General features: G+C 36.4%; 9 protein-coding genes. 6 read left to right on the top strand and 3 right to left on the bottom strand.

Going from position 1 to position 13,247, the window contains the following annotated elements; genetic code table 11:
* Position 1: 1 nt before the first annotated feature.
* Positions 2-1,840: a 2-oxoacid:acceptor oxidoreductase subunit alpha gene (locus PQO03_RS16780; protein WP_274151902.1), complete on the bottom strand. Its 1,839-nt coding sequence runs from the start codon at positions 1,838-1,840 to the stop codon at positions 2-4.
* Positions 1,841-2,003: 163 nt separating this feature from the next.
* Between PQO03_RS16780 and ilvA the strand changes: the two genes are divergently transcribed.
* The 4 genes from ilvA (at position 2,004) to PQO03_RS16760 (ending at position 8,956) form a co-directional block, all read left to right on the top strand.
* Positions 2,004-3,515: a threonine ammonia-lyase, biosynthetic gene (gene ilvA / locus PQO03_RS16775; RefSeq protein WP_274151900.1), complete on the top strand. Its 1,512-nt coding sequence runs from the start codon at positions 2,004-2,006 to the stop codon at positions 3,513-3,515.
* Positions 3,516-4,426: 911 nt separating this feature from the next.
* On the top strand, positions 4,427-6,013 hold the full coding sequence (locus tag PQO03_RS16770; protein ID WP_420792891.1) for an AAA family ATPase: 1,587 nt from the start codon (positions 4,427-4,429) through the stop codon (positions 6,011-6,013).
* A gap of 5 nt (positions 6,014-6,018) precedes the next feature.
* Positions 6,019-7,104 carry a mechanosensitive ion channel family protein gene (locus PQO03_RS16765; RefSeq protein WP_274151897.1) on the top strand — a complete coding sequence of 362 codons (1,086 nt, stop codon included), beginning with the start codon at positions 6,019-6,021 and terminating at the stop codon, positions 7,102-7,104.
* A gap of 7 nt (positions 7,105-7,111) precedes the next feature.
* The gene (locus PQO03_RS16760) at positions 7,112-8,956 is read left to right on the top strand and encodes a serine/threonine-protein kinase (RefSeq protein ID WP_274151895.1); all 1,845 of its coding nucleotides are present in this window, start codon (positions 7,112-7,114) and stop codon (positions 8,954-8,956) included.
* 8 nt (positions 8,957-8,964) lie between these two features.
* On the opposite strand, the gene PQO03_RS16755 is transcribed toward PQO03_RS16760, so the two are convergent.
* The gene (locus tag PQO03_RS16755) at positions 8,965-9,537 is read right to left on the bottom strand and encodes an RNA polymerase sigma factor (protein WP_274151893.1); all 573 of its coding nucleotides are present in this window, start codon (positions 9,535-9,537) and stop codon (positions 8,965-8,967) included.
* 241 nt (positions 9,538-9,778) lie between these two features.
* On the opposite strand from PQO03_RS16755, the gene PQO03_RS16750 reads away from it, so the two are divergent.
* Entirely contained in the window at positions 9,779-10,072 is a 294-nt protein-coding gene (locus PQO03_RS16750; protein WP_274151891.1) for a hypothetical protein, read from the top strand.
* 209 nt (positions 10,073-10,281) lie between these two features.
* On the opposite strand, the gene nhaD is transcribed toward PQO03_RS16750, so the two are convergent.
* On the bottom strand, positions 10,282-11,844 hold the full coding sequence (gene nhaD, locus PQO03_RS16745) for a sodium:proton antiporter NhaD (protein WP_274151889.1): 1,563 nt from the start codon (positions 11,842-11,844) through the stop codon (positions 10,282-10,284).
* Positions 11,845-12,292: 448 nt separating this feature from the next.
* On the opposite strand from nhaD, the gene PQO03_RS16740 reads away from it, so the two are divergent.
* On the top strand, positions 12,293-13,222 hold the full coding sequence (locus PQO03_RS16740) for an adenylate/guanylate cyclase domain-containing protein (RefSeq protein ID WP_274151886.1): 930 nt from the start codon (positions 12,293-12,295) through the stop codon (positions 13,220-13,222).
* Positions 13,223-13,247 lie beyond the last annotated feature (25 nt).

Raw genomic sequence — 13,247 nt, 5'->3', positions numbered from 1 at the left:
ATTAAAGGTACTCACTAATACTGTTAACAAGTTCAGAAACGAGGAAGGGTTTACCTTCTATCTTACAAATCAATTCTGCGTCAATCGCAAATTCTGAGCGAATAATTTTATGAAGTTGACCAAGGTTAATTTCGACAACAACAACTGTCTTGAAGCGCGACATAAGAGCTTTTAAATCATTATGAAGAGGATTTAAATGCGTAAGATGAGTATAAGCAAGAGTTTTATGCGTTTTACGCAATTCATTAACTGCGGCACAAATACTACCAAAAGTACCACCCCAGCCAATAACGAGGACATCACCTGAATCGGGTCCCATCACTTCTAGTGACGGTAAGGATTTCGCTATATTGCGAATTTTCTCTGCACGTTCTAAAGTCATTTTCTGATGGTTTTGACCATCATAAGAAATATCACCTAAAGTATTGTGTTCTAGACCTGTGAGAGTGTGCTGTAAATCTGCTGTTCCAGGAATAACCCATTTACGAGCACCCTTTTCATCACGAGCAAATACTTCATAGCCTTCTGCATCACCATCGTAGAACTCTACGTCAACTTTATCAAGAGTTTTTATATCTGGAACTTTCCAAAGGTCAGAACTATTGGCAACAAAGCCATCCGAAAGAACAATAACTGGAGTCATGTATTCAACTGCAATTCGTACCGCTTCACGTGCAACATGAAAACAATCTACAGGAGATTTTGTTGCAATGACGGGAATAGAAATCTCACCATTATGACCGTACATCGCTAAGAGAAGGTCAGATTGTTCAGTTTTCGTAGGTAAGCCCGTTGATGGACCACCACGTTGAACATTAACCACTACTAATGGTAACTCAACCATTGCTGCGAGGCCAAGGAATTCAGTTTTTAAACATAAGCCAGGGCCTGAAGTAGCAGTTACACCTAAAGCGCCGGCATAAGAAGCCCCTAAAGCGACACCAATTGAGGCAATTTCATCCTCTGCTTGAACCGTACGAACATCATAATGCTTGAGTTTTGCTAGCTCATGTAAAATATCTGACGCTGGAGTAATGGGGTATGAACCATAAACAAGTTTTAAACCACTCGTAAAAGTTGCCGTAGTTAAACCATAAGCTAAAGCACTATTCCCTGTGATTTGACGATAAGTTCCTGAAGGCATTTCAGAGCTTTTGATCGTGTAACGATTATTGAAAAGCTCAATCGTTTCACCATAAGCATAACCAGCTTCGAGAGCAATTGTATTGGCGTCAATTAAAATTGGTTTTTTAGCGAATTTCTTTTTGATCCAGTTCCTAGAGAAATCTAAAGAACGATCATAAACCCAGTACATAAGGCCCAGTGCAAAAAAGTTTTTACAACGTTTTTTCTCTGAAGCTTTGAGATCAACATTCTCTAAAGCTGTCTGCACTAATTTTGTCATTCCGACTTCAACAACTTGATAAGTTTCGTGAAGTACGGTGTCTTTATCTAAGGGGTTGCTCTCTATACCAGCTTTACGTAAATCAATAGGGCCAAATGAATCTGAGTTGACTACTAAAAGTCCGCCGTGCTTGAGATCTTTTACATTAGTGATTAATGCTGCTGGATTCATGGCTACTAAAGCATCTGGAGCATCGCCGTGAGATGTAACGGGGTTTGAACTGAAATTAACTTGAAAACCCGATACGCCACCAACTGTACCAGCAGGAGCGCGAATCTCCGCAGGGAAATCTGGAAATGTAACAACATCGTTCCCAGAGACTGCTGATGTATCGGTAAATTGATTACCTGTCAACTGCATACCATCGCCTGAATCGCCTACGAAGCGTACAACGGCACTTTCAATTTCTAAAATATTTGTCTTATTTTCTGACATATTAAAATATCCTGCAAAATGTATAAAATTTTTATTAAATGATTGCGCTGACAGTAACATGACTTCTATTCTTTATAAAGAAGTTTTAATAATAAATATTCATAAATTATTCCCTCTAACAAAGAAAGAACTGTGCAAGCAGATATTAAGCCCAAAATCAACTATGAAACCTTCCTCGATAATTAAAGATATCCTCTCTGCAAAAATCTACGATCTCGCAGTAGAAACACCTCTCAATAAAGCCTTTAAGATATCTAAGTCAACTAACAATCATATTTATCTCAAACGCGAAGACCTCCAGGGAGTTTTTTCATTTAAGATCCGTGGGGCGTATAACAAAATGCGCAAACTCGATAAAGGCACGCTTCAGCGAGGAGTTATCGCAGCCTCTGCGGGCAATCATGCACAAGGTGTTGCCCAATCGGCAAAACATTTAAATATTCCTGCAACAATTGTCATGCCGACAACGACGCCACAAATAAAAATCGATTCTGTGATTGAGAAAGGAGCCGAAGTTATACTTTATGGAGATAATTTTGACCAAGCCTGCCTCAAAGCTTTTGAAATCCAGAAATCACGCGGCCTTAGCTTCATCCATCCCTATGATGATTGGGATGTCATTGCCGGCCAAGGAACTATTGGAGTTGAAATCCTCAAGCAATTAAATGATGAACCTGATTTCATTTTTATTCCCGTAGGTGGTGGTGGTATTGCCGCAGGCATTGCCACTTTCACTAAATACTTGAGTCCACATACTAAAATCATTGCTGTTGAATGCGAAGACTCTGCTTGTTTCCAAGCAGCTTTCCAAAAAGGTGAACCCGTACAATTATCCGAAGTTGGGATTTTTGCCGATGGCATTGCCGTTGGTAAAATTGGTAACAAAACTTTCGAACTAATGAAAGACAATATCGATGAAGCTATCACCGTAAGTACAGATGAAATTTGCTCGTCAATCAAAACCATTTTTGAAGAAACTCGTGTTGTTGCGGAACCAGCAGGCGCTACGGCCCTTGCAGGAGTCGTTAAATACATCAAAGAAAATAACTTACAAAACAAACGTATCGTTACTATAATAAGTGGGGCTAACACTAGCTTTGGTCGCCTTAGACATATCTCCGAACGAACTGAATTAGGATCTGAGAAAGAAGCTTTATTTGCCATTTCTATACCTGAAGAAAAGGGTAGCTTTCGACGTTTCTGCCAGCTTTTGGAGGATTCAAGTATCACTGAGTTTAATTATCGCTATAACAATCCCAAAAAAGCACAACTATTTGTCGGTATAGAATTAAAGAATGGTGACGAAAGTCGCTTGGGTATCATCAATAACTTCAAAAAATCGGAGATTGATTATATCGACTTAAGTCATAATGAGATTGCCAAGCTTCACTTACGTCACATGCTTGGTGGGCAAGTAAAAGTTGAGGACGAGCACTTTTATCGTGTTCAGTTCCCTGAAAAGCCGGGTGCCCTACTCAGATTTTTAAACGACTTAGGGTCCGAATTCAATATATCACTCTTTCATTATAGAAATCACGCTTCCGCTCATGGTCGTGTCTTCCTAGGCATCCAACACCATGACAGTCAGTATATTGAAGATCAGCTAAAAAAGATTGCCTACCCTTATTTCCCTGAAGATCAGAACCCTGCGTGCAGATTATTCACGAGAAATTAACGTAACAATCGAGTTTCACTTAAGTGAGTCTTTAAATCTAACACTAATTTATTATATATATTTTAAACAGCCTGATAGGAGCTGACGTGAAAGTACTGTTTAGTTTTATTCTTTTTTTTATAACATTCTCACCTTTAAGCCAAGAGCTCAATCCCTCATCGGATGCGCCCACTAATAATATAGTGGAGAATGTAAATCCTGATGAAGTCACTTCAGACGAGAATGAAATTGATACATCTATAGAAAAAAAAGAACCTACACCAAAAATAACGAAGCTGGAGATTTTTCATTCTCAATCTAAACAATTAAAGGTTTTAACTTTTGAGCTAGAAGCTCAGATTTCAGCACTTAAAAAACTACAATTACTCAATAATGCCTCCTTAGAAGTGGCGGAACAAACTCTACCTAAAATTGAAGATGCCATTGTACAAATCTTAAAACTATCAAAACAAGTCCATTCATCCTATCAAGATGAGCGCAAACAAGCTAAAGAGCTCAATCAGAACTTTGATGAGACAGCTATAAAATACCAAGAGGTCTTTCATAGTTTAGTGGTTGCACTCAATCAAGCTCAATCCTCACGTGATTACTGCTTCCAGGAAACTAAGAAAATCAATATCCATTCACTAAACAATTTTAATGCTTATTCAATTCTAAAATTACGTAGTGAATTAAATGAACTGGCTCTCGAACTAAAGTTTTATTACCTCACTTTAAAAAAGCGTTTCAAAAAATCTATTACAGACTTAACAACTTCTCCATTGCCTCTCATTGGAGCCATTTTAAAATCACTTTTTTTAATTTATCTATTAAAATCATGGTTGAAATGGATTGGAAATAAAGAACAAAAACATCCATCTGCTTTATTATGGTACTCAAATAGATTGAGTCCAGCGATTAAACGAATCCTAATGGTATATGTCATATCATCTCCGATATATACGGTCTTCACCTACCCTGACATAAAAATGTACATCAATATATTTTACGTCTATGTATTCACACGTTTAGCAGTGCAAGTCTGTCACGCGATGGCATATAGAAGGAACTATGTTTTTAATCAAGAAGATCATCCCGAATTAAGAGAGAAAACTTTACGTATATTTGCTTTTTATATAGCCTTTACGCTGATTATCAAAAGACTTGCGGAGAATTCATTGACTGGTTGTTGGGTGATTCAATCATGGCTTTATTGGTTTTTGGTAAGCCTCTTAGTAGCCGCCTTCTATTTTGTTTTACGTGCATGGAAACTCAGTATTCTTAAAATGCTTGATGATATTCAGGATGAAACCTTTTTTATTAAAAAACTCAAAGCAAGAAGCCAAGGAAAAATAAATACTGAGCTAACAGTAGCAATCGGGGTTATTTACTTCTTTATCAAGGGATCCTTCCAGTGGCTATTGATTCTCGTTTCCAGTATCAGTATATTTCGTCCAATGATGGCTTCTTTTCTTTCTTTAAAAACGACTGTTATGGAAGAGGAAAAAGGGCTAACCCTCATCGACCATCAAATGTATAGCTCCACAAATCATTCTTCTATTATTGAAGAATATGCTTTAGATGAACTGAAACAATTTAGCGAAAAGGAAATCCCTACGGGCTTGAACCTAATTTGCGGTGAACGCGGCTTAGGAAAAACTATTTTTCTGCAACGTTTACAAAAAAAATTGAACGAAGGTTATCAATCAAAATTCTACTCATGCACCAGATCCAATAACAATGATTTTATTGATAACATGAAGAGCTTCATCAAAGAATCTAAAGAAAATAAGATCCAAAAAGCAGTGATTTTCATTGATGACATCCATTTAGTGCAAAAAGCTCAGATTGGCGGCATAGAAGTCATCGATGATTTTATCAAATTAATTAGAAAAGAACAAGAATCTATTAGGTGGATTGTCTCTATTGACAGTGAAGCCTGGCAGTTTTTAAAAAGAGTCCGAGCTAAAAAAATACTTTTTGAATCAGTTACAAAGCTTCCTAAGTGGGAAATACATCAATTAAAAACAATGATTTCATCCAGGATTAAGGAGCAAGGTCATAGCATCTCTTTTCAAGGCTTAGTTATTCCACGTCATCTTGATGGTCCACAGATTGACGGCCGTAGAAAAAAGGACCTCAGTTACTATCGTATACTTAATGATTACTCTGAGGGTAACCCTAGTGTTGCGCTTTATTGTTTTAACTTATCACTATACAAGCAAAAAAACTCCGACAAAATAGAAGTTCGCTTATTTAATCCGCCTTCTTTGGCTGAGCTAGAATCCATGCCAGCCTTAACTTACTTTGTGTTACGCAGTATTGTTCAAATGGGCTCTACTAATAAAGAAGATCTAAGGCTCTCATCTGCAGAAAAAAAATCTCTCGTCGATGACTGTATTCACCTTTTACTGTTTCATGGTTTTATCGAAGAACACAATGAATTTTATCACATTTCAATTCGTTGGTTCAGACCCATTATCACCATCCTTCAACGTCAACACCTTTTATCTAAATAATCATTATGCGATATATTTTATTTCTCAGCACTATTTTTCTCTTTTTTTCTCTTTCTGATCTTAAAGCTCAAGTACCCGTTCAAAAGGATGGTTTTTCTCAAGCTGAAGAAGCTTCTTCAGAACTAAAAAAAGATCAAGTAAAGTCATCATCCACAACCTCAAGTATTGAAAATAAGGAGATCAAAGATTCAGATCTTGACTCTGAGTCTTCTCAACCAATAAAAGCATTAAATGAATCTTCAGAAATAATCAAGAAAACGATAGCCGCCAGCGCTGATGAAGCCAGTGAATTGAGCTTAAGTAAAGTTACCCGCTTTGTGAGAATCAGTGGAGTTATTTTTTCTTTAACGCTAATTATTTTGACGATTATGATTCTTCGCTTAATGCATCGATTAGTTGAACGCTTCAGTCTCCAAATACCTCAAAAACGAATGCTCTTTCATAAAATCGAAACAATTGCACAGTTCTTTATTTACGTTGGCGTCGCCATTACTGTGTTTTTACTAAGCTTCAGAATTAATGAGCAGTTATTAAGCATTATTGGAGGTACTTTAGCGGTTTCATTTGGCTTTGCTATAAAAGATTTAATAGCGTCATTTATCGCGGGCTTAATGATCATGGTTGATCGCCCCTTCCAGGTCGGTGACCGTATAACTTTCGATGGTCAGTATGGTGATATAACCGCCATCGGTTTACGTTCTGTACGTATGCAAACTTTAACTGATGATACCGTGACGATTCCAAATAATAAATTCCTTAGTGATGTCACCGTCTGCGGGAACTATGGTGAGCTATCCATGCAAATGACTATCGACTTTTACATTGGTCTAGATCAGGATATTGAAACGGCATGTAATATTGCTAATGAAGCGACCTCTAGTAGTCATTATGTATGCTTGCCAAAACCTATAGTCGTCTTGGTTAAACAAGTAATTATAGAGAGTTATATGGCTTACCGAGTTCGCGTCAAAGCTTACGTTTTGGATACTCAATATGAAGCTGCATTTGAAACCGATCTCAATTTACGAATAATGAAAGCCTTCAAAGATCAGCAGATTCAGCCTCCTTCTATTCTTCACCGAAACCAATAAAGTCAAAATGAACCCAGAAGAATTTTATAAACAACTAGAATCTACCTCATCGGATTTATTTGATGTTGCTCTCGGTCATGAAAGCTCAGAAGATCGCTATACCGAGATGGAAGATATCGGCTGTGGCTCAAGTAAAACAATTCGCAAAGCACTAGATTTAAGTAGCGGGCGCTCTATTGCCCTCGCTCTGCCAAATGAAAACTTGACAAAAGAACAAGTGCGCAGTTTTCTCGAAGAAGCACGGCTAAATGCTTCGCTTCAGCACCCTAATATTATTCAAGTCTATAATTTGGGCTATCGCCAAGATGGCACTCCATTTTTCACAATGAAGCTCTGCACCCATAAAAAACTTAGTCATTTACTTGCGGACTCCGCGAATAACCTTTTTACTTTGATCGAAATTTTTCTTAAGATTTGCGAGGCGATGGACTACGCTCATTCAAAGGGTGCTATACACAGGGACCTCAAAGATGACAATATTCTTTTAGGTGACTTTGGTGAAGTTTTTGTTTCAGACTGGGGCTCAGCACAAATACTAAGTAATTCCTTACTCGAGCAAGAATTGGGACAATTTACTTCTCCCATTAGTAAGGGAACATCAGGTTTCATGTCACCTGAACAGCATGCTGGCGATGAGATCAGTATTAGTCAAGATATTTATTCCTTAGGCGCCCTGCTCTATAAAATACTCACTCAAAAAAACCCTACTCAGGATGCTCCTGCACCCCGTGAAATCAATCACCAGACCCCTTTAGGACTAGAGGCTATATGCCTTAAAGCGATGGCTCACAATCATCAACATCGCTATCATAATTGTGCGGAATTAATCAATGATGTTCGCGCTTATTTATCTGGCTTTGCACCCAAAGCTGAAGCAGCTTCGATTAATAAACAAATAACACTCTTTTTAATCAGACATAAAGCACTGAGTTTTACTTCTTTACTCTGTCTAATACTCATTTCCGTACTCTCTATTTTCTATGTATATTCACTTAAAAATAAAGAAAAACAAACTGCATCAGAACGAGATAGAGCCGAGAATGCACTAGAGCTTTACGATATTGAAAAGTCTAGCCGTATGAAAATTGCTTCTATGGGGGCTGATTACTTTATTCGACAAGCTAACCAACTCATTAGTTCCCATACGAGTACACTCGCACTAGAACTACTTGATTCGATTCCTCATAATAAACTCAATAAAAAACAATTAAAATCTATTTACACATCATATGGACGGATTTATTTTTACCGGCAAGAATTTAATAAAGCTATTACATATCTACAAAAAGGAGAAGTCTACAAAGATAATAAACTTTTAGAAATAGCTCAACATTTTGTCGATATAAAGAACTCGGACCAAAATAAATTAGACACTGTGGAAACTATAAAAATAATTAATTCTTTATTTACTATCGACCTTCATCAAGTGCATTGTTTTTTTCGCGAACAGGTTTTACAAATAAAAGATTATGAAGGACAAATACCCATTATTCAAAAAATGATTATGCTCAACAACTCCATTGATTCAGTAGATATAAAATTTGAAATAATTGACGAAAAACATCACTTAGACTTATCCCACAATAAGCTAATGAGAAGATGGGAACCCACTAGAGAAATGAAACTCACGAGTTTAGATCTTTCTTATTCACCTGTAAGAACTCATTTTTATGTTTTGTATAATATGCCTTTAGAGACTTTAAATATTGCTCACTGTAAAATCTCTAAATTTGATTTCTTAAATGAATTGAAGTATTTAAAAACTCTAACTATTGATTCAAAAACAGCACAAAAACAAAGCCTCATCGACTTACAAAAGGAATTAGGTTTCACATTAAAGGTAATCGACTAAAAGAGTACTCAACCCCATTCCTGATCTAAGCGTCTGATTTCTGAAGTCAAGCGTCGTAAAACGCGCTCTTTGTAGACTGATACTTGATTGGGGCTTACATCCATTAATTCAGCCACTTGTGGTCGAGTTTTTCCCTGCTGAAGTAAGTTAAAGATATCGAAAACTTTTTCGGAAAATAAAGGACGTATATTCTCTAACGCTCGCAATACTGCATACTTCTTCCAGCTCTCTTCTGTGATACTTTCTATTTCAGGATCTGTAATACTTTCGTCAAAATATTTTTTATCACGCTCATTGCGGCGCTGATGACTACGAAAAAAGTTCTTAACTTGATTGCCTGTTACAGTGCATAACCAAGCTCTAAAACGACCATTTTTTTCATATTGAAATTCAGGTAGCTTTCCCCATAGTTTCAATAAAATATCCTGAGTTAGCTCTTCTGCTTCATAGTGAGCTACATTCATTTTTCTACATACAGAATAAATAAAGGGGCGATATGTGTCAACGAAATCACCCCACGATTTTTCATCGTGTTGATTGCGGACTTTTTCTAGCAGAGTTAATCGTGTATTCTCATTCATATTTACTTATAATCTGACTTTGATTTTTATAAAGTAGAAGAAAAAAGAAACTTTTAAACCGATACGTATATAAAAACTTCTCGATATTTCCTTTCATAGATAAAATCCACTTATATCTCCCATAGAAAGTAGCTGAAATCTCAAGGTTTATAATTAGTTAAATACAGCTATAAACTTTATTTTATTCTAGGAAACAAATATTCTTTAGCATATTGTTAGCAAAAGTAAAAAGGAGTCTATTATGAAACTCATCGATCTTTCCCTCATTAGTACTTTTATAGTTTTTATCGTCATCTCCAGTTGTGGTGGTCATCACTCTTCGCACACAAAGTATCAACAGGAAAAAGAAAAACGTGCTGAGAAAACGGCTCGATCTATTGAGCGACAAAAACTCGATAAAGAATTGAATCCTCCTCACAAGGCACCTTCTGAAGAATACTTGCAAACATATGAAGATTCAAAAGTCATCAATCACAATAGAAAAATGGATGACTTGAAGCGCCAAATGAAAGCTGAGGAACAAAACAAACCGTAAACGGGTCCCTAAAAAACAAGATCTACTTAGATACTTCAATTTAGAACATAAGATTAGGTATATCATTATTCCCAGACACACTGATTTTAGATATCTAAGGTTCTAAAAGCTTTAATCAAGGTTAATTCAATACTTGATCTTGTACGACTAATCATATCCAAAAAAAGCCCTGAGCAATATTGCTCAGGGCTTTTTTGAAATGATAAGTTTTACATGCCGCTATTTATTAAATAATGTGTATAAACAGCCGCTGCGTAGCCGATGACTACAACCCAAGAGTATTTTAAGTGGGCCATGAAAGTGTACTGACCGCGGGCAACTCCCATTAAGCCTACTCCTGCTGCTGAACCTAAGGCTAATACTGAACCACCTACACCAGCAGTTAAAGTAATCATTAACCATTGATAATGACTCATTGTGGGATCCATTTTAAGAACGCCAAACATCATAGGAATATTGTCAATGACTGCGGATAAAAGTCCTGCAATAACATTGGCAGCCGTTTTATCTTCAGCTGCATACATTACAGATGCCAATTTATCGATATAACCTATATAGGCTAAACCACCAATACAGAAGATGACTCCGAAAAAGAAAAATAATGTATCGAATTCTGTTTTCTCAATATATTTAAAGACGTTGATTTCTGGTTGACCATTATGCTTTTCACGATTCTGGATAATTTGAGTGTAATTATAAATCAGAAGGAAAGACATACCTGTCATCATCCCCAAGAATGGAGGCATATGAAAAAAATTATGAAGTGTAACAGAAAGTATTACGGTCACAACAAATAAGATACTGACAGTTTTTGCGCCATAGTAAACTTTAACTTCTTCTTTAAGTGGAGCAGGTTTTTCTTTGGGAACAAAGAAATAAAGAATAGTTGCGGGTACAATGAAATTAACTACAGAAGGAAGAAATAAAGCAAAGAACTCAAAGAAAGTCACTTTTCCTGCCTGCCAAACCATTAAGGTTGTGATATCACCGAAGGGAGAAAATGCTCCACCTGAGTTGGCGGCTACAACTATATTGACAAAGGCTGGGATTAAAAACTTTTTATTACCATCAGCCATACGAGATACCACTGTACCCATTATTAATGCTGTTGTTAAGTTATCTGCTATTGGTGAAAGGAAAAAAGAAATCACTCCGGTAATCCAAAACAACTGTCTATAGCTATAACCTTTACCGACTAGAAAGGCACGTAACATTCGGAAAACACCTCGATCTTCCATCGTGAGAATAAAAGTCATTGCGACAAATAAGAAAAAGAATAATTCGGAAAACTCTACCAAAAGATGTTTTATTTCTAAGTTATAATGATGGAAAGCCTCTTCTCGTTCGGTTTTCACCACTTCATCACCATGAATTGAACCTTTAACTTCATTATCACCATGAATTGAATCTTTAACTTCATTATCACCATGAACTGAATCTTTTAATCCATCTTCTATTCTATGGGCATCATCATGATTAGAATTAAGCGTCTTTGAGTCACTAACTACTGTATGACTATCTATAACTTGAACATGTTCAACGCTCACTTGTTTGATGGGGGTATCATCTGTTTTACTATAGATAATCATACCTACAATTATCCAAATTAAACCAGCCGCTAGCATTACAGGTTTAGACTTCTTCATATGAAGCATTTCTTCGAAAATTACACACAAATATGATAAGACGAAAACCGCGAGTGCCAAATAGCCCAGGGGATGATCCGTCGCGTTCAGTCCTGAGGAACTAGCGAACAATAATGAATTAATCATTTCTATACCTTATAAATTAAATAATATATTTTTGTCGACTATAAAGCCATATATTTATGCGTCTTGCCTAAAAACATTTTTTTTACAATATTTTTAAAAAGTATCTAAACCCATGTGGTTTTATACTTTAGCTTACTTCTTTAGGCCCTTGATATAAGATGATTGATAATCAAGTGTGAAAGCACCTATCTTTTCTCTGAAAAGATTTAATCCTCCCCTCTCTAAAATGTGAAACAGACTAAACGAGGGCCATTTTCGGTCTAAATTAATAATTAAAGTATGTTTAACCCTTCGTATATTTAAAAAACAATTAATAAACAGTAAAGAAATAGCTTGAGGCTCTGCTTAGCATTGTTTCACTAGCTTAAGAACTTCATTGTAAGTTATGGGCTCATGAAAATGAGATTGTCTATCTTGAGGTATAATAATAAAAACATGGCTATGCTTAATGACTTCTTTTGTTGAAATTGTAAACAAGGATAAATCCACACAACAGGTTCATTGTCTTCCTATCACTCCCATAGGAAGAGATTCTACAAATGTCGTTCAGCTATCAGATCCTCTCTGCTCTCGTAATCATGCCGTTATTAATTATGTGGGTAAAGACAAATACTATTTAATAGATATGGGCAGTCGCAATGGTGTTTATTTAAACAATCAACGTATAAATAACCCCATGCTTCTTTCTGATCGAGACAGTCTAACAATTGGCACAACCAAAATGATTTTTCATAAGCATGAAAATTCTCCCGTAAGTGGGCTTAAATCATATCAACATAGTGACGTTCAAGTTAGCCCCGAGATTCGTTCTGTTATTATTTTGGTTGCAGATATCCGGAATTTCACTCAAATGTCTGAAACTCTGCCCATAGAGACTTTAACTAACGCAATGACTTACTGGTTTAAAGCAACAAGAAATATCATTGAAAGAAACTTCGGGGTCGTTGATAAATTTATTGGCGATTGTGTTTTAGCTAAATGGGAACTTAAACACCCCGACCCTGCTGCTGTCCCATTAATTCTAGATGCCGCATACGATATACATCGCTTAACTAAAACCCTGCCAAAAATCCATCCCGAAGTACCTGATAATATCGATATAGGTTGTGGTATTAACATGGGATCCGTGGCGATGAGTGAAAATACTATTTTAGGAGATGTTGTCAATACTGCATTTCGCTTGGAAGAAGCTTCAAAAACTCTTCACGGTAATATTGTGATGAACCATTGTTTTTCATCACTCAATGATTCCGACATACTAAAACGCGAATACAAAATTGCTGTAAAAGGGAAAAGCCGCCGCCTGATGGTTTCTTCTCTCTCTTTTGAAGAATTAGAGAATTGGTTAAAGACTAATCCCAATCCTTTTCGACCTTAGTTCCAATCGTAGTTTTTAACTACAT

This window comes from Lentisphaera profundi (genome assembly GCF_028728065.1).
Classification (GTDB): Bacteria; Verrucomicrobiota; Lentisphaeria; order Lentisphaerales; family Lentisphaeraceae; genus Lentisphaera; species Lentisphaera profundi.
Note: the sequence above shows the minus strand (reverse complement) of the source record. Positions and strands in the feature narration are given on the sequence as shown.

Excerpts from the sequence above, each read along its gene's own strand:
- PQO03_RS16780 (WP_274151902.1), bottom strand. The coding sequence starts at position 1,840 with ATGTCAGAAAATAAGACAAATATTTTAGAAATTGAAAGTGCCGTTGTA.
- ilvA (WP_274151900.1), top strand. The coding sequence starts at position 2,004 with ATGAAACCTTCCTCGATAATTAAAGATATCCTCTCTGCAAAAATCTAC.
- PQO03_RS16770 (WP_420792891.1), top strand. The coding sequence starts at position 4,427 with ATGGTATATGTCATATCATCTCCGATATATACGGTCTTCACCTACCCT.
- PQO03_RS16765 (WP_274151897.1), top strand. The coding sequence starts at position 6,019 with ATGCGATATATTTTATTTCTCAGCACTATTTTTCTCTTTTTTTCTCTT.
- PQO03_RS16760 (WP_274151895.1), top strand. The coding sequence starts at position 7,112 with ATGAACCCAGAAGAATTTTATAAACAACTAGAATCTACCTCATCGGAT.
- PQO03_RS16755 (WP_274151893.1), bottom strand. The coding sequence starts at position 9,537 with ATGAATGAGAATACACGATTAACTCTGCTAGAAAAAGTCCGCAATCAA.
- PQO03_RS16750 (WP_274151891.1), top strand. The coding sequence starts at position 9,779 with ATGAAACTCATCGATCTTTCCCTCATTAGTACTTTTATAGTTTTTATC.
- nhaD (WP_274151889.1), bottom strand. The coding sequence starts at position 11,844 with ATGATTAATTCATTATTGTTCGCTAGTTCCTCAGGACTGAACGCGACG.
- PQO03_RS16740 (WP_274151886.1), top strand. The coding sequence starts at position 12,293 with ATGACTTCTTTTGTTGAAATTGTAAACAAGGATAAATCCACACAACAG.